This is a genomic window from Mycobacterium sp. NGS26 (assembly GCF_059813025.1).
This window is the reverse complement of record NZ_JCALDU010000002.1, coordinates 158,375-175,122: the sequence shown is the minus strand read 5'-3', so window position 1 is coordinate 175,122 and position 16,748 is coordinate 158,375. Positions and strand designations below refer to the sequence as shown.

Here is a 16,748-nt window from a genome sequence, read left to right as displayed (position 1 = left end):
CACAGGTAAACCCGCGGTTCATGGCGCGCCGAAAACGCCGGTGAATGGTACACATGACTCGGGTCAAAACCGCCCGCCACACGCACGTTTCCAGACGTCCGGAGGAGACAATGCGCGCACGGCCGCTCACTGTGCTCGCCGCCATGGCGGCGGTGACGCTGGTGATGGCCGGGTGCGACGAGGCGGTCGTCGCTGCGAGGTCCCCCGCGAAGGTGTCCACCAGGCCGGTGCGCGCCGCGACCGACCGTCCGGCACAGCCGCCGCGGCCCGTCGGACTCGTGCTGGACGGCGCCACGCCGCCCCCGCAGGCGTTGCCCCGCTCCGGGTTCGACGGACTGCAGGCGCGAATCCAGCGGGCCACCGATGAGGCCGCCGCCGGCGGGGCCATGCTGTCGGTGGCGGTCCTCGACCGCAAGACCCACCAGCTGGTCTCCAGCGGCAACACCCAGATCGTCGGCACCGCGTCGGTGGCCAAGCTGTTCATCGCCGACGACCTGCTGCTGGCCGAGTCCCAGGGCAAGACCGTGCTGTCCCCCGACGACCACCAGGCGTTGGACGCGATGTTGCAGTCGTCCGACGACGGCGCCGCCGAGAAGTTCTGGGACCAGGGCGGCGGAGACGCCATCATCACTCAGGTCGCGGGCCGCTACGGCCTGTCGTCCACCACGCCGCCCAGCGACGGGCGCTGGTGGAACACCATGAGTTCGGTGACCGACCTGGTGCACTACTACGACGTCCTGCTCGACGGGTCGGGTGGGCTGCCGGCGGAGCGCGCCAAGATCATCGTCAACGACCTGGCGCAGGCCACCCCGACCGGAATCGACGGCTACCCACAGCGATTCGGCATCCCCGAGGGCCTGTACGCCGAGACGGTTGCGGTCAAGCAGGGCTGGATGTGCTGCATCGGCAGCGCCTGGGTGCATCTGTCGACCGGATTGGTCGGGGCGGACCGCCGCTACGTGATGGTGGTCCAGTCGCTGCAGTCCTCCGACGACGCCACCGCGCGCGACACGATCACGCGCGCGGTCAAGACGATATTCCCCAACGGACGGATCGGCACCGCCCCCACCGATTAGTCGCCGGACAGGTCGGGCCGGCGTTCCCTGGTGCGCCGCTGGGAAACCTCCCGGCGCCAGGCGGCGATTCGCGCATGGTCGCCGGACAGCAGAATCTCGGGAACGTCGAGGCCGCGCCAGCTCTGCGGCCGGGTGTAGCTCGGCCCCTCCAGGAGCCGGTCCAGCTCGGGCGAGTGCGAATCGTCGCGGTGCGACGCGGGATTGCCCAGGACGCCGGCCAGCAGCCGCAGCACCGCTTCGATCATCACGATGGCCGCCGACTCCCCGCCCGGCAACACGTAGTCGCCGATCGAGACCTCTTCGACCCGCATCCGCCGGGCGGCGTCGTCGATCACGCGCTGGTCGATGCCCTCGTAACGGCCGCAGGCGAACACCAGGTGCGCCTCGGCGCTCCAGCGCTGGGCGGTGGCCTGCTTGAACAGCGCGCCCGCGGGGGTGGGAACAACCAACAGCGTTTCGGCGGAACAGATCTCGTCGAGCGCTTCGCCCCACACCGGCGCCTTCATCACCATGCCCGGCCCACCGCCGTATGGCGTGTCGTCGACCGAGCGGTGCACGTCATGGGTCCACCGCCGCAGATCGTGCACGCGCAGGTCGACCAGGCCCGACTCGATCGCCTTGCCCGGCAACGATTGTCGCAGCGGGTCAAGATAGGCCGGGAAGATCGTGACGACGTCGATTCTCATGTCGATGCCCGCTAGCCCAGGTCCAGCAGGCCCTCGGGCGGATCGATCTCGACGGTGCGGTCGTCCAGCGACACCGACGTCACGATCGCGCCGACGAACGGCACCAACGCTTCGGCCGTTTCGGCGCCGTCGCCCCGCCGCACCGCCAGCAACTCACCCGCTGCGGTGTGCAGCACCTCGGCGACGACGCCGACGTCTTGTCCCCCCGTCGTCCGCACGCGCAGGCCCTCCAGCTGATGGTCGTAGTAGGTGTCCGGCTCGTCGATCGGCGGCAGGTCGTCGGAATCCACCACGAACAGGCTGCCGCGCAACGCGTCGGCGGCCTCGCGGTCGTCCACCCCGGTCAACCGCACCAGCAGCCGACCGCCGTGCTCGCGGGCGGCGGCCACGACATAGTCGCGCTCTCCCCCGTCGCCCCGGGATGCCCTGGCGCGCAACGTGGTACCCGGTGCGAAGCGGGCAGCGGGATCGTCGGTGTGGACCTCCACGACCACCTCGCCGCCGATGCCGTGCGCTTTGACGACGCGCCCGACGAGCAGCTCCATGAGCGGGGCCGCCCTACTGGTCGGTGTCCACCACGTCGACGCGGATGCCGCGGCCACCGATGCCGGCGACCAGCGTGCGCAGGGCGGTCGCGGTGCGTCCCCCGCGGCCGATCACCTTGCCCAGGTCGTCGGGATGGACGTGCACTTCGACGGTTCGGCCACGCCGACTGGTCACCATGTCCACCCGGACATCGTCGGGGTTGTCGACGATCCCGCGGACCAGATGCTCGACGGCGTCAACGACGACGGTGCTCACGGGCCGGTCAGCTTTCGGTGGTCGATTCGGGCTGCTCGCCACCCTCGGCCGGCGCCTCCGCGGCGGGCTCGGCTTCGGCGACGGGCTCGGCAGCCTCGGCAGCGGGCTCGGTGGGCTCGGCAGCCTCGGCAGCCTTGGCGGCCTTCTTGGCCGGGGCCTTCTTCTTCGGCTTCGCGGCCTCGGTGGTCGGCTCGCCCTCGGCGGCGGCCAGCGCGGCGTTGAACAGCTCGAGCTTGCTGGGCTTGGCGGGCCTGACCTTCAGCCGGCCCTCCGCGCCCGGCAGGCCCTTGAACTTCTGCCAGTCGCCGGTGATCTGCAGCAGTTTGCGGACGGGCTCGGTGGGCTGAGCACCCACGGACAGCCAATACTGGGCGCGCTCGGAGTTGATCTCGATCAGGCTCGGGTCTTCCTTCGGGTGATACCGGCCGATGATCTCGATGGAGCGGCCGTCGCGCCGCGTGCGCGCGTCGGCGACGGCGATTCGGTACTGGGGATTGCGGATTTTGCCAAGCCGGGTCAGCTTGATCTTCACAGCCATGGTTGAGCGACTTCTCCTTTGTGTCACGCTGCAATTCAGCGACCCGGGCGGGATGCGCGGATCCGGTTTTGCCTCGCGTGTGTGACCACCGAGCGGCCGTGACCGCAGGGCAGACAGCCGCCCATTGTGCCAGAACGGAGTGCTCCCGCGGAAATTCGCCCGGCAATGCCGGTAAGCTGCACGCCGATCAAATCGGCATCTGCGTCATGCGAAGGCGGCGGCGATGAACGCTAACGAAAGCCTCGATTTCGTCGAGATCCAGCAACTGCTGGCACGGTATTCCCGCTCACTGGACACCAGAGACTGGGAGCTGTACCGCTCCGTGTTCACCGAGGACGCGTTCATCGACTACGCGGCGTCGGGCGGCATCACCGGCCAGCGCGACCAGGTTGTCGATTGGCTGATCAGCACGCTCGGCACCTTCACCTGGAGCGGCATGCACTACATCACCAACGTCGAGGCTGAGGTGACCGGCGACACCGCCCGGGTCCGGGCGGCGGTCTTCAACCCGATGCAGTTCCCCGGCATGGACGGGCTGACCTACTTCGGCGGCTACTACCACCACGACATGGTCCGCACGCCGGACGGCTGGCGCAGCCGCAACCTGATCGAGGAGATCCTCTGGTCGCAAAATGCGCCCCTCGAGGCCCGCTGAGAGTCGGTCAACGGCAGAAAACCGAGCACGCGACGCCGGGTGCTCGCGAGATTCGCCTATCGAGCGTAATGAGATCGGCGCCTATCGCCTCCGCGAGCGCGACGTAGGACGCGTCGTAACTGGAGATGTTCGCGCGCAACTGCCAGACCCGGGTCGACAACAGCTCATAGGGCCACAGGTTGACGGCCAGGTCAAGTAGATCGGCGTGAGCCTGAGCCGCCAGGTCGCCGCTGACCAGCCCACCGAGTTCGTGCCGACGGATGATGTTGGTGCATTCATAAGGTAGCAATGATGGTGCGAAAAGCTCTGCGCCGCTGAGGCGTTCAGCGGCCCACTGCCCATCTGGCCCGGAATCAAGTAGCAGTGCCACCACCGCCGAAGCGTCGCAAACCGCCCGAACCGTCATCGCCGATCAGCGTCTTTTGCGGCCAGAACGCTGGCCGCATCCAGGCGCGCACCGGTTGTCTGAACCCGCGCTCGAGCGCGTGCGATGACATCGTCGGACGAGGGTTTGGCTGCGACGCTCACCAGCAGTCCGCGCAGGTATTCCTGTAGGGATTGACCAGCCCGCGCCGCACGCGCTGCGAGTTCGTCGCGCACATGATCCGGGATATCGCGTACGGTCACCGCAACCATATCTGCATTCTAGCAGCAATGCTGCTACCGTGAATTCACGAACCGCTGCCGACGCTGCTGTCGTCGTCTTCCTCGAAGCATGCGAAGAGCTCCCACTCGCCCGGCAGGCCCTTGAGGACGTGAGTGCCCCGGGGCGAGAACACGAACCCCGCGTTGCCCGCCAGCGCGCGGGTGGTCGCTGACACCAGGATCTCGTTGGCCGCCGCCGCGCCGAGGATCCGTGCCGCCTCATGCACCGCGACGCCGCGCACATCGGCCCCCACCAGTTCCACCTCTCCGACATGCACGCTCGCCCGGATCTGCAGGCCTTCGCGCGCGGCGGCCCGGCTTACCGCCGCCGCGCAGCGCAACGCGGCGGCCGGGCCATCGAAGGTCGCCAGCAGGCCATCTCCGGTGGTGTTGACCTCGTGGCCATGGTGGCGCTCCAACGCCGCCCGCGTCGCCTCGTAGTGCGCGGAGAGCAGTTCTCGCCAGGCGACGTCGCCGACTCGTTTCGCCATCGCCGTGGAGTCGACGAGGTCGGTGAACAGCAGCGTGACCAACGCCCGGTTGTGTGTGCCGAACAGCCGGAATCCCGCGAAGGCCCGCAACCCCGACCATTCGATCTGGACGCACGGCTCATCGCCGAGGGTGTACCCGTCATGACCGGGCAGGATCTCGAAGACGTCGTCCGGCCCGAACTGGAGCTTCGTTCCGTCGCGCATCACGACCTCGAACCGGCCCGACAACACGACCCCCACGTGGCGCGCGTCGCACCAGTCGCCGCCGACGCGTGGGCGCACGTGCGTCGACCACCGCCATCCGGGCTGCGTCACGATCCGCCCCACGGTCAGGTCGCCGACGTCGACCTGTTGGACCTTGATCCCTGGGAACTCGAGTGTCTCGTCGGGGCTCATCAGGTTCTTTGCTCGAACCCCGGCCATGCACGCATTTTCATGCACGGTTGCGCCGGCGGTCAACGGTTACCCGCTGAGCGGCGCGGAAGTTACACTTTGCGGCCATGCGGAAACTCATGGCCGCGGCCGCCGCTGCGCTCACGGTCGGCGCCATCGGTGCCACCGGCGGCGCGATCGCCGCCTCGGCCGACAGCATGCAGCCGGCCGGCTCGGTGCCGATCCCCGAAGGCCCCGCGCAGACCTGGATCGTGGCCGACCTGGACAGCGGTCAGGTGCTGGCCGGCCGCGACCAGAACGTGGCCCACCCGCCCGCGAGCACCATCAAGGTGCTGCTGGCGCTGGTGGCCCTGGACGAGGTGAGCCTGGACTCCACCGTCGTCGCCGACGTCGCGGACACCCAGGTCGAGTGCAACTGCGTCGGCATCAAGCCGGGCCGCACCTACACCGCGCGGCAACTGCTCGACGGGCTGCTACTGGTCTCGGGCAACGACGCCGCCAACACGCTGGCCCACCTGCTCGGCGGCCCGGACGTCACGGTCGGCAAGATGAACGCCAAGGCGGCCTCGCTCGGGGCGACCAACACCCACGCGGCGACCCCGTCCGGGCTGGACGGGCCCGGTGGCTCCGGCGCCTCCACGGCCCACGATCTGGCGGTCATCTTCCGGGCCGCGATGGCCAATCCGGTGTTCGCGCACATCACCGCCGAGCCGTCGGCGATGTTCCCCGGCGATAACGGCGATCACCCCATCACCAACCAGGACGAACTGCTGCAGCGCTACCCCGGCGCCATCGGCGGCAAGACCGGGTTCACCAACGCGGCCCGCAAGACCTTCGTCGGCGCCGCCGCCCGCGGCGGCCGCCGGCTGGTGATCGCCATGATGTACGGGATGGTGAAAGAGGGTGGGCCGACGTATTGGGATCAGGCCGCGAGCCTGTTCGACTGGGGTTTCGCGCTCAACCCGGAGTCCGGCATCGGCTCGCTGTAGGCGCGCGAAACCGGTTGTCACAAACCCTGATTCGGCACCATCCCGGTTATCAGGGCGTTCAGCAACGCGATCCGTCGCTCCTCGATCTCCGGTTCCGGCAGTACCCCTCGCACGATTGCCGCTCCGTCGAACACGTTGGTCAACAAGGCCACCAGGACCGGAAACGTCTCCTCCGGGAAGCTCTCCGCGCCGGGCAGTGTGCGCGCGGCGTCGAGGATCTTCGCGGAGTACTGGGCGAGCACCTCGCGCAGATGGGCGTTGAGCTTCTCGTCGGTGCGGGCGGCGACCATCAACTCGTACAGCACCGCGTTGGTCGGGCTGCTGGTGATGTCCCGCAGGATCGTCAGCGCCGCTTCCAAAGCCGGCTTGTCGGGCGGGATCTCGGCCACCTGCTTGGTGAACGACTCCACCTGGCGGCGCAGCACCTCCGATGCCGTCGCCGCCATGAAGTCGCCCATCGTCTCGAAGTGACGGAACAGGGCGCCCACCGAGACGCCGGCGCGCTTGGTGATCACGGCGGCCGACGCGCGGGCGTATCCGACCTCGATGATGCTGGCGATGCACGCCTCGAGGAGCCGTCCGACGGTCTCCTCGCGACGCTGCTGCTGGGTCCTGGCCATCTTCAGACGCTCGCGGCGGCGGTCTGCCGGGCGCCGGCCCGCAGGTAACGGCCGGACTTGGCGGTAGTCCCATAGCCGTCGCGGAACCGGCCCCTCTCGAACACGACGGCGCCGTTGACACCGGTCGCGACCACGGCCTCGTCGTTGCGGTTGACCATGCGCCGCAGGCCGCCGTAGAAGGGAACCTCGTCCTCGTAGTAGCCGTCGACCGCGTCGTTCAGGCCGTCCGGGTCGATCACCACGAAGTCAGCGCGGTCGCCCTCGCGCAGGGTGCCGGCGTCGAGGCCGAACCACTCCGCCAGCTCGCCGGTCAGCCGGTGCACCGCCCGTTCGGTGGACAGGAACGGCGCGCCGGCCCGGTGGGCGTCCCGCGTGCGCTTGAGCATCCGCAGGCCGAAGTTGTAGAAGGCCATGTTGCGCAGGTGTGCCCCGGCGTCCGAGAAGCCCATGTGCACACTCGACTCGGCCGCGAGCGCGTTGAGCAGCTTGGGCCGGTGGTTGGCCACGACGGTCGTCCACCGCACGTTGCGTTCGCCGTTTTCGACGAGCACATCCAGGAACGCGTCGAGCGGGTGCAGCCCGCGCTCGTCGGCGATGGCGCCAAAGCTCTTGCCGACCAACGACTTGTCGGGGCACTCGACAATGACCGCGTCGTGGAAGTCGCGGTGCCACAGCGACGGGCCGAGCTTGATGCGGTCGAACTCCTTGCGGAATTGCCGGCGGTAGGCCTTGTCGGCCAGTAACTCGTTGCGCTGCAGTTGGTCTCGCAGGTGCAAGGCGGCCGTCCCGGCGCCGAACTCCTCGAACACCGGCAGGTCGATCCCGTCGGAGTACAGCTCGAACGGCACCGGCAGGTGCTGGAACCGCACGCTGGAGCCCAGCAGCTTGTTCAGCAGCCGGGTCACGGGCCCGAAGACGTACACGGCGAGCGGCATCGACTTGGCGTCGGCGGACACCAGCATGCTCATCCGAACTCCCTTGCGGCGCCCGAACATCCGGCTGCTGGACAGGAAGAACAGCAGACCCGACACGGGGTTCTCGACGTCGGGCGCGCTCTGCAGCATCCCGCCGCGCTTGCGCAGCACCTTGATCAGCCTGCGCCGCTCCCGCCAGGTCGCGAAGGTGGACGGCAGCGCGCGCGAGCGGAACCGCTCGCCGTCGAGCTTGTCGATCGCCGCGTCCATGCCCGACATGCCGAGCACACCGGCGTCGAGCGCCTCGTCCAGCAGCGCCGCCATCTTGTCCAGTTCGGCGTCGGTGGGCCTGACGGTGGCGTCGGTGGCGCGGTCGAGTCCCAGCACCGCGGTGCGCAGGTCCGAATGACCAAGCAGCGAACCGACATTCGGCCCGAGCGGCAGGGCGTCGATCGCCTCGATGTATTCGGCGGCCGTCGACCAGGTCCGGTTGGAGTCCAGGGCGCCGTGGACGTACTCGCGCGGCACCGCCTCGACCCGGCTGAACAGGTCGGCGGCGTCCTCGGAGTTGGCGTACACCGTGGACAGCGAGCAGTTGCCCAACAGCACCGTGGTGACGCCGTGGCGCACCGACTCCTTCAGCCCGGGGTCCAGCAGCACCTCGGCGTCGTAGTGGGTGTGCACGTCGATGAAGCCGGGGAGGACCCACTTGCCCGCCGCGTCGATCACCTCGGGGCAACCGGTCTCGTCCAGCGGCCGGTCCGACACCGTGGCCACCACGCCGTCGCGAATCCCGAGCGTGCGGGTTTGCGGCGCGCCGCCGGTGCCGTCGAACCACAATCCGTCGCGGATGATCACGTCGTAGGTCACTGTCTGCCTCCAGGTCGTTGGGTTGCGACGACCGTAACATAGATAGCAAGTACTCGCAATCTTTTCTTGGGAGGGTCATCGCCCCGGTCCGGACGGCGCGGTGGCCGACGGCGTCGGGGCGGCGGTGGCGGTGGGCGCCGCCGTCGTCGTGGGCGGGCCGCTCGCGCTCGGGGCGCCGCCGATCGTCGGATCCGGCACGTAGACGCCCGGCGGCGTGTCGCCGGTCCGGGTGGCCACCGTCGGGACCCGGACCACGGCCGATTGCTGGCCGCACTCGTTGCTTTGCACGGTGATGTTCATCTCGCCGACCAGATCGCCCTGGGATCCGGGGCGCAGCGTCAGCACCTGCGTCATGGTCTGGGTGTGGGCGGCGCCGTCTTTGGCGACGCAGGGGAACTGCGCCGTCTCCGGCTCGGACCGCCATTCGCCGTTGGTGAACCGCATGACGACGGGGCGGACGCCGGGCGCGTTGGGCTGCGTGTGCTCGTTGTTGTCGAGTTGTATCGCGGCGGCGGCACAATACGACGGCGTGCACGACGAGCGAAATGCCCACCAGGTGTTGACGTTCGGCGGTTGCGGGTTGGGCGTGTAATTGAAGGTCTGCCTGGCTCGCTGGACCTCGAGGCGATACGTGCCGTCGAGCGGGGCGGGCGGGCCGGACGGGGTGCTGGGCGGCGGCGGCGCGGCGGCCGGGGCGGAGGCGCTGGACGGCGGGCTCGCCGCGGGCGCGGTGTTGTCGGTCTTGCGTCCGATCACGAAGCCCAGGGCGAGCAGCCCGGCGACCAGCGCCACCGCCGCGGCGCCGACCAGGAGCTTGCGCGGCCTGCGCTTGGCCGGCACGGTCGCCGGTGCGGCGTCGGGCGCGGGCCGGGGCGCCGACCGGGTGGGCGGGAGGTCGGGCACCCACGCGTAGGCCGGATAGTCGACGACAGGGTCGGCCTCCACGGCCTCCCTGCCCTCCGGGCCGCGCTCGCCGACCGGGAGGCCGGCGGCCTCGGCGGCCGCGTCGGCGAACCGCCGGCAGCTGTGGAACCGGTCGCCGGGCCGTCGGGACAGCGCCTTGGCGAAGACGCCGTCCAGGCGCGCCAGCTCCGGACGCTGGTCGCTGAGCCTCGCCGCCGCGTCGTGTTCGGCCGGCGGCGCGCCGGTCAGCAGGTGAAACGCGGTGGCCGCGAGCGCGTACTGGTCGGCGCGCCCGTCGACGTCGGCACCCAGCACCGCCTCGGGCGCGGCGTAGCCGACCGTGCCGGGTTGGCGGGCTATCCCGAAGTCGGCCAGCAGGATTCGTTGCTCGCCCGGGCCCGAGGTCAGCAGGATGTTGCCGGGTTTGACGTCGCGGTGCAGCATCCCGCGCTCGTGGGCGTGGTCGAGGGCCCCGGCCACCGCGGTGACGATCGCCAGCACCTCGCCGGCCGGTGCGACGGCGGGGAACCGATCGGCCATCAGCCGCGCGGCGCTGTTGCCCTCGACGTAGTCCATCGCGACCCAGAGCCGCCCATCGAACTCGCCGCGGGCGTACACCTCCACGATGTGCGGGTGGTAGAGGTTGGCGGCGACGGTCGTCTCGGCGAGGAAGCGCCGGCGAAAGTCGCCGTCGGCCGACAGGTCCGGCGACAGGACCTTCAGCGCCAGCCAGCGCGCCGCCCGGGGATCCTGGACGAGATAGACCTCACCCGTCACACCGGAACCCAGCCTGCGCGCCACCGGGTAACCGGCGAAGTTCGCGCCGCTGGCCAACGCCATACCCGATCCTAACTACGGCCGAAACACGTTGCCGCGCAAGATCACCAGATCGGGCTTGTTCAGCACACCGGGACCCTGCCGCGGGTCGTCCGCGTAGCACACCAGGTCGGCCGGGGCCCCGTCTTCCAGTCCGGGCCGGCCCAGCCAGCGCCGGGCGTCCCAGCACGCCGCGCCCAGCGCCTCGGTGGGGCTCATCCCGATCCCCTTGAGGGCCTCGACCTCGTCGGCGATCCGCCCGTGCGCGATCATGCTGCCGGCGTCGCTGCCGGCATACAGCGGGACGCCCGCGTCCAGGGCGGCCGCGACCCGCTCGTGGCAGCGGGCGTGCAGGTGGCGCATGTGGGCGGCGTAGGCCGGGTAGCGCTTGGCGCCGTCGGCGATGCCCGGGAAGTTCTCAACGATGTTGATCAGGGTGGGCACCAGCACCGTTCCGTGCTCGAGCATCAGGGCGATGGTGTCGTCGGTCAGCCCGGTGCCGTGTTCGATGCAGTCGATCCCGGCCCTGATCAGGCCGGGCATGGCCTCGTCGCTGAAGACATGCGCGGTGACGCGCGCGCCGTGGGCGTGCGCGGCGTCGATCGCGGCCGCCAGCACGTCGTCGGACCACAGCGGGGCGAGGTCGCCGACGCCGCGGTCGATCCAGTCGCCGACCAGCTTGACCCAGCCGTCGCCGCGGCGGGCCTGCTCGGCCACCGCCGCCGGCAGCTGCGATTCGTCCTCGAGCTCGACGGCGAAGCCCTTCTGGTAGCGCTTGGGCCGCGCCAGATGCTTGCCGGCCCGGATGATGCGGGGCAGGTCGTCGTGGCCGTCGAGGCTGCGGGTGTCGGTCGGGGCGCCGCAGTCACGCAGCAGCAGCGCGCCGACGTCGCGTTCCGTCTCGGCCTGGTCGATCGCCTCCTCGATCGGGATCTCGCCGTGGTGACCGAGCCCGACGTGACAGTGCGCGTCCACCAGGCCGGGCAGAATCCAGCCGCGATCGAAGACGGTGTCGGCCCCGGCGACCGGTTCGGTGCTGATGCGGCCGTCGACGATCCACAGTTCGATCTCGGTCTCGTCGGGCAGCCCCAGACCCCGCGCGTGCATGCGCACCGCGCGGCTACCCCCTTCCGGGGTTGCCCGGGAACTTCAGCTTGGACAGGTCGAAGTCGGCCAGCCCGGGTGGCAGCTCGTTGAGGCCCTCGGGCATCTGTGACAGGTCGGGGAACCCTTGAGGCATTCCCGGGCCGAGCGGGTTGCGGACCTTGGGCGGCGTCGGGCCCCTCTTCTTGCCCTTCTTGCCGGCCTTTCCCTTTGCGCCCTTGGCGCCCTTACCCTTTCGCGTCGCGGACTTGCGGCCGATGCCGGGGATGCCCATGCCGCCGAGCATCGAGGACATCATCTTGCGGGCCTCGAAGAAGCGGTCGACCAGCTGATTGACCTCGGACACCGTCACGCCCGAGCCGTTGGCGATGCGCAGCCGCCGCGACGCGTTGATGATCTTGGGGTCGGCGCGCTCGTCCGGCGTCATCCCGCGGATGATGGCCTGCAACCGGTCGAGCTGCTTGTCGTCGACCTCGGCCAGCGCCTCCTTCATCTGGCCGGCGCCGGGCAGCATGCCCAGCAGGTTGCCGATCGGGCCCATCTTGCGAATGGCGAGCATCTGTTCCAGGAAATCCTCGAGGGTCAGCTCCCCGGCGCCGATCTTGACGGCGGCGGCCTCGGCCTGTTCGGCGTCGAAGACCTGCTCGGCCTGCTCGATGAGGCTCAGCACGTCGCCCATGCCCAGGATGCGGCTGGCCATGCGGTCGGGGTGGAAAACGTCGAAGTCCTCGAGCTTCTCGCCGGTGGAGGCGAAAAGGATTGGGACACCGGTCACTTCGCGGACCGACAGCGCGGCGCCACCGCGGGCGTCGCCGTCGAGCTTGGTCAGCACCACGCCGGTGAAGCCCACGCCCTCGCGGAACGCCTCGGCAGTGGTGACGGCGTCCTGGCCGATCATCGCGTCGAGGACGAACAGCACCTCGTCGGGGTCGATGGCGTCCCGGATGGCCGCGGCCTGGGCCATCAGCTCGTCGTCGATGCCCAGCCGGCCGGCGGTGTCGACGATGACGACGTCGAAGTGCTTGGCCCGGGCCTCGACCAGCCCCTGTGAGGCTACGGCGACGGGGTCGCCGGGCCCGGACTCGGGAGAGGCGCCCGGATGCGGCGCGAACACGGGGACCCCGGCCCGCTCGCCGACCACCTGCAGCTGGTTCACCGCGGCGGGGCGCTGCAGGTCGCACGCCACCAGCAGCGGGGTGTGCCCCTGGCCGCGCAGCCAGGTGGCCAGCTTGCCGGCCAGCGACGTCTTACCGGAGCCCTGCAGGCCGGCGAGCATCACCACGGTCGGCGGCGTCTTCGCGAACGCCAGCTGGCGGGTCTCGCCGCCCAGGATGCCGATGAGTTCCTCGTTGACGATCTTGACGACCTGCTGCGCCGGGTTGAGCGCGCCGGACACCTCGGCGCCCCGGGCGCGGTCCTTGATCCGGCCGACGAACGCCCGCACCACCGGCAGCGAGACGTCCGCCTCCAGCAGGGCGAGCCGGATTTCGCGCGTTGTGGCCTCGATGTCGGCGTCGGTCAGTCGGCCCTTGCCGCGCAGCCCGGCGAGGGCACCGGTCAAACGGTCGGACAGCGATTCAAACACTCCGCCAGCCTAGTGGCAGTGCGCGAGGGGCCGGCCGGTGCCGCCCATCCACCGCGACACTTAAATCACGCACACGACACGCCGGGCGGCGTCGCAGCCGATTAAGTCTCGACGAAACCTGCGCCGCCGATCGCGACGTCCTACGGCCATGAACGACGCATTCCTGGGCAGCGATGCGCTGCGGCAGCGGAAGCTGACGCCATACCAGTTGCGAACCGGGTTCCGCACCGTGTTTCCCGACGTATACCTGCCGGTCGGTGCGCCGGTGACGCTGCGAACGAGTTCGGAGGCGGCGTGGCTATGGTCGCGCCGACGCGGTGTCCTGGCCGGACTGGCCGCCGCGGCGCTGCACGGCTCGAACTGGGTCGACGACGACGCGCCGATCGAGTTGATCTGGCGCAACCCGCACGCGCCGGCCGGCGTGATCACCCGCAACCAGCGACTCGAGAGCGACGAGGTCACCCGGGTCGTGGGCCTCCCGGTGACCACGTCCGCGCGGACCGCTTTCGATCTGGCGCGGCTGCTGCCTGCGAGCGACGCCGTGGCCCGCCTCGATGCGCTCGCTCGGGCCAAGCCGTTCTGCGCCGAGGACGTGTTGCTTCTCGCCAAGCGTCACCCGGGCGCGCGCGGCCTGCGGCAACTTCGGGCCGTGCTGCCCCGGGTCGACCCGGGCGCAGAGTCCCCCAAAGAGACGTGGCTGCGACTACTACTGGTCGATGCCGGATTACCGGTTCCCACAACGCAAATCCCGGTGCAAGAGAACTGGCGCCTGGTTGGCCTGCTGGACATGGGCTGGGAGCGCTACAAGGTGGCTGTCGAGTACGACGGCGATCAGCACCGGACCAGCAGGCGGCAGTACGTCCACGACATGCGCCGGCTGAAAATGCTGCAAAGGCTTGGCTGGATCGTCATCCGGGTCATCGCCGAAGATCGACCCGACGACGTCGTGCGCGAGGTCCGCGAGGCTCTTCGCCGTCGGGGCTGCCGCGACATTTAAGCTACGCACACGACACGCCGGACGGTGTCGCAGTCGTTTAAGTTTCGGCGACGGCATGGCTCGGTAAGGGAGCAACCTCATGCTCGAGGTGATCGACAAGGGAAGCTGCACCGACGCGAACCCGGTGCCGCTGCTTTTCGTGCACGGCGGCTGGCACGGCGCGTGGTGCTGGGAGAACTTCCTGGACTTCTTCGCCGACGCCGGCTACCGCGCGGTCGCGATGAGCCTGCGCGGGCACGGCGCCAGCCCCACCGACAAGCCGCTGCACAAGGTGTCCATCGCGGACTACATCGACGACGTCCGCGCGGTCGCCGACGACCTGGGTGGCGCGCCGGTGCTGATCGGGCATTCCCTGGGCGGCTACGTGATCCAGCGCTACCTCGAGGACCGCGCCGCCCCGGCCGCGGTGCTGGTGGGTTCGCTTCCGCCGCACGGCGTGCTCGCGGCGGCGCTCCGCGTCTGGCGCCGCCGCCCATGGATGACCGTGCACTCGTTCAACGACCCCACGCTGGTCAAGTTCTTGCGCACCCCGGCGCTGGCCCGCGGATATCTGTTCTGCGCCGACACGCCCCAGGCCATCGTCGAATCCTGCTTCGAACGCGTCGGGCCCGAGAGCATCCGCGCGGCGATGACCGATCCGATGTTCCGCCGCGTAGACACCCGGCGGGTCACCACCCCGATGCTGGTGCTCGGCGCCGTGCACGACGGCTTCGTCAGCATGCGCTCGGTGCGCGCCACCGCACGCGCCTATGCGACCGAGCCGGAGTTCTTCGACATGGGCCACAACATGATGCTCGAACCGGGCTGGCCCGACGTGGCCAAACGGATCGACGCGTGGCTTGACAGCCGCGACCTGCCTGGCGCGCTCTAGCCGGGCTCGAGTCGCTGCTGCGCCGAAAAGCGTTGGCATGCTACATTTCACACCCGCGCGCGGGGCGTCTAGTGGGGGGAGCGGTGTCGATGCGGCTGGGCAGCGACACCGGCTCGCCATTGCGCGGCTGGCAGCGCCGCGCGCTGGTGAAATATTTGACGGCCCAGCCGCGCGACTTCCTCGCGGTGGCCACCCCCGGTTCCGGCAAGACGACGTTCGCGCTGCGGGTGGCGGCCGAGCTGCTCGCCCAGCGCGCCGTCGAGCAGGTCACCGTCGTGGTGCCCACCGAGCACCTGAAGGTCCAGTGGGCCAACGCCGCCGCGCGGCACGGCCTCGCGCTGGACCCGCGATTCTCGAACACCAGCCCGCGGACCTCACCGGAGTATCACGGCGTGTTGGTCACCTACGCCCAGGTCGCCTCGCATCCGACGCTGCACCGGGTGCGCACCGAGCAGCGCAAGACCCTGGTCGTCTTCGACGAGATCCATCACGGCGGCGACGCCAAGACGTGGGGCGACGCCATCCGCGAAGCCTTCGGCGACGCCACCCGCCGACTTGCCTTGACGGGCACACCCTTTCGCAGCGACGACAGCCCGATCCCGTTCGTCACGTATGCGTCGGGCGCCGACGGGGTGCTGCGTTCGCAGGCCGACCACACCTACGGCTACGCCGAGGCGCTCGCCGACGGCGTGGTCCGGCCGGTGGTGTTCCTCGCCTACTCCGGGCAGGCGCGTTGGCGGGACAGCGCCGGCGAGGAGCATGCGGCGCGACTCGGCGAGCCGCTGTCCGCCGAGCAGACCGCGCGTGCATGGCGCACGGCCCTGGACCCCGCCGGCGAGTGGATGCCGGCGGTGATCGCCGCGGCCGATGAGCGGCTGCGACAGAAGCGGTCGCACGTGCCCGACGCCGGCGGCATGATCATCGCCTCCGACCAAACCGCGGCGCGCGCGTACGCCGCCCTGCTGACGAGGCTGACCTCCGAGGCGCCGACGGTGGTGTTGTCCGACGACCCCGGGTCGTCGGCGCGCATCAGCGAATTCGCCGAGGGCACCGGCCGGTGGCTGGTCGCGGTGCGCATGGTCTCCGAAGGCGTTGACGTGCCCCGGCTCTCGGTCGGGATCTACGCCACCAGCGCGTCGACGCCGCTGTTCTTCGCGCAGGCCGTCGGGCGGTTCGTGCGGTCTCGGCGGCCCGGGGAATCGGCGAGCATCTTCCTGCCGTCGGTGCCCAGCCTGCTGCAGCTGGCCAGCGAGCTGGAGGCCCAGCGCGACCACGTGCTCGGCCGGCCGCACCGCGAGACCGGCGACCCCCTCGACCGGGATCCCGCCGCACGTCGGCGGACCGAAAAGACCGACGCGGACCAGGGTTTCACGTCGCTGGGCGCCGACGCCGAACTCGACCAGGTCATCTTCGACGGCTCCTCGTTCGGCACCGCCGCCCCGGCCGGCAGCGACGAGGAGGCCGACTACCTCGGCATCCCCGGCCTGCTGGACGCCGAGCAGATGCGCGCCCTGCTGCACCGCCGCCAGGACGAGCAGCTGCAGCGGCGGGCGGCCGCCAATCAGGGCGCGCCGGTGCCGTCGGCGACCGTGCACGGCCAGCTGCGCGAACTGCGCAGCGAACTCAACACGCTGGTGTCGATAGCCCATCACCGCACCGGCAAACCGCACGGGTGGATCCACAACGAACTGCGCCGCCGCTGCGGGGGCCCGCCGATAGCCGCCGCGACCCGCGAGCAAATCAAGGCGCGCATCGCCGCTGCGCGGCAACTGAATTCGGAGCGCGCGTGATCGC

At 70.2% G+C, this 16,748-nt stretch carries 17 protein-coding genes and 1 pseudogene; 6 read left to right on the top strand and 12 right to left on the bottom strand.

The genetic code is table 11. The annotated features are described in order from the left end of the window. The first annotated feature begins 110 nt into the window (after positions 1-110). Positions 111-1,076 (top strand): serine hydrolase, encoded by a 966-nt coding sequence (locus AC5Y6X_RS06865; RefSeq protein ID WP_499985477.1) that lies wholly within the window; start codon positions 111-113, stop codon positions 1,074-1,076. Here AC5Y6X_RS06865 and trmD read toward each other — a convergent pair. From trmD to rpsP, 4 genes are read right to left on the bottom strand one after another with little or no spacing between them, the layout of a single operon-like run. Beyond that, positions 1,073-1,762, bottom strand: coding sequence for a tRNA (guanosine(37)-N1)-methyltransferase TrmD (gene trmD, locus AC5Y6X_RS06860; RefSeq protein WP_499985476.1), 690 nt, complete (start codon positions 1,760-1,762; stop codon positions 1,073-1,075). The genes AC5Y6X_RS06865 and trmD overlap by 4 nt on opposite strands. 11 nt (positions 1,763-1,773) lie before the next feature. Beyond that, positions 1,774-2,307, bottom strand: coding sequence for a ribosome maturation factor RimM (gene rimM, locus AC5Y6X_RS06855; RefSeq protein WP_499985474.1), 534 nt, complete (start codon positions 2,305-2,307; stop codon positions 1,774-1,776). Positions 2,308-2,320: 13 nt separating this feature from the next. After that, entirely contained in the window at positions 2,321-2,563 is a 243-nt protein-coding gene (locus AC5Y6X_RS06850) for an RNA-binding protein (RefSeq protein ID WP_003878715.1), read from the bottom strand. A gap of 7 nt (positions 2,564-2,570) precedes the next feature. After that, the gene (gene rpsP, locus AC5Y6X_RS06845; RefSeq protein ID WP_499985473.1) at positions 2,571-3,101 is read right to left on the bottom strand and encodes a 30S ribosomal protein S16; all 531 of its coding nucleotides are present in this window, start codon (positions 3,099-3,101) and stop codon (positions 2,571-2,573) included. Between the two features lie 223 nt (positions 3,102-3,324). On the opposite strand from rpsP, the gene AC5Y6X_RS06840 reads away from it, so the two are divergent. Next, complete coding sequence (locus AC5Y6X_RS06840; protein WP_499985471.1) at positions 3,325-3,756, top strand: nuclear transport factor 2 family protein; 432 nt, start codon at positions 3,325-3,327, stop codon at positions 3,754-3,756. Between the two features lie 7 nt (positions 3,757-3,763). Here the strand turns inward: AC5Y6X_RS06840 and AC5Y6X_RS06835 are convergent, their stop codons facing one another. From AC5Y6X_RS06835 to AC5Y6X_RS06825, 3 genes are read right to left on the bottom strand one after another with little or no spacing between them, the layout of a single operon-like run. Then, entirely contained in the window at positions 3,764-4,162 is a 399-nt protein-coding gene (locus AC5Y6X_RS06835; protein ID WP_499985470.1) for a type II toxin-antitoxin system VapC family toxin, read from the bottom strand. Beyond that, positions 4,159-4,392 (bottom strand): FitA-like ribbon-helix-helix domain-containing protein, encoded by a 234-nt coding sequence (locus tag AC5Y6X_RS06830; RefSeq protein ID WP_499985469.1) that lies wholly within the window; start codon positions 4,390-4,392, stop codon positions 4,159-4,161. The genes AC5Y6X_RS06835 and AC5Y6X_RS06830 overlap by 4 nt, the downstream gene beginning before the upstream one ends. 35 nt (positions 4,393-4,427) lie before the next feature. After that, entirely contained in the window at positions 4,428-5,315 is an 888-nt protein-coding gene (locus AC5Y6X_RS06825) for an adenylate/guanylate cyclase domain-containing protein (protein WP_499985467.1), read from the bottom strand. A 77-nt stretch (positions 5,316-5,392) separates the two neighbouring features. Here AC5Y6X_RS06825 and AC5Y6X_RS06820 point away from each other — a divergent pair, with 77 nt between their 5' ends. Beyond that, positions 5,393-6,274 (top strand): D-alanyl-D-alanine carboxypeptidase family protein, encoded by an 882-nt coding sequence (locus AC5Y6X_RS06820; protein ID WP_499985466.1) that lies wholly within the window; start codon positions 5,393-5,395, stop codon positions 6,272-6,274. 17 nt (positions 6,275-6,291) lie between these two features. Here the strand turns inward: AC5Y6X_RS06820 and AC5Y6X_RS06815 are convergent, their stop codons facing one another. The 5 genes and pseudogenes from AC5Y6X_RS06815 to ffh all read right to left on the bottom strand — a co-directional run bounded on the left by AC5Y6X_RS06815 (position 6,292) and on the right by ffh (position 13,086). Further along, complete coding sequence (locus AC5Y6X_RS06815; RefSeq protein ID WP_499985465.1) at positions 6,292-6,894, bottom strand: TetR/AcrR family transcriptional regulator; 603 nt, start codon at positions 6,892-6,894, stop codon at positions 6,292-6,294. Positions 6,895-6,896: 2 nt separating this feature from the next. Then, positions 6,897-8,718, bottom strand: a pseudogene (locus AC5Y6X_RS06810) (N-acyl-D-amino-acid deacylase family protein). 35 nt (positions 8,719-8,753) lie between these two features. Further along, positions 8,754-10,421, bottom strand: a complete 1,668-nt coding sequence (locus AC5Y6X_RS06805) for a serine/threonine-protein kinase (RefSeq protein ID WP_499985463.1) — start codon at positions 10,419-10,421, stop codon at positions 8,754-8,756. A 12-nt stretch (positions 10,422-10,433) separates the two neighbouring features. Then, complete coding sequence (locus AC5Y6X_RS06800; RefSeq protein ID WP_499986463.1) at positions 10,434-11,504, bottom strand: amidohydrolase family protein; 1,071 nt, start codon at positions 11,502-11,504, stop codon at positions 10,434-10,436. A 13-nt stretch (positions 11,505-11,517) separates the two neighbouring features. After that, positions 11,518-13,086: a signal recognition particle protein gene (ffh, locus tag AC5Y6X_RS06795; RefSeq protein WP_499985461.1), complete on the bottom strand. Its 1,569-nt coding sequence runs from the start codon at positions 13,084-13,086 to the stop codon at positions 11,518-11,520. Positions 13,087-13,234: 148 nt separating this feature from the next. On the opposite strand from ffh, the gene AC5Y6X_RS06790 reads away from it, so the two are divergent. From AC5Y6X_RS06790 to AC5Y6X_RS06780, 3 genes are all read left to right on the top strand, one after another. After that, positions 13,235-14,083, top strand: coding sequence for an endonuclease domain-containing protein (locus AC5Y6X_RS06790; protein ID WP_499985459.1), 849 nt, complete (start codon positions 13,235-13,237; stop codon positions 14,081-14,083). A gap of 79 nt (positions 14,084-14,162) precedes the next feature. Beyond that, positions 14,163-14,954 (top strand): alpha/beta hydrolase, encoded by a 792-nt coding sequence (locus tag AC5Y6X_RS06785; RefSeq protein ID WP_499985458.1) that lies wholly within the window; start codon positions 14,163-14,165, stop codon positions 14,952-14,954. Between the two features lie 89 nt (positions 14,955-15,043). Then, positions 15,044-16,744, top strand: a complete 1,701-nt coding sequence (locus AC5Y6X_RS06780; protein WP_499985456.1) for a DEAD/DEAH box helicase — start codon at positions 15,044-15,046, stop codon at positions 16,742-16,744. Positions 16,745-16,748: the final 4 nt, after the last annotated feature.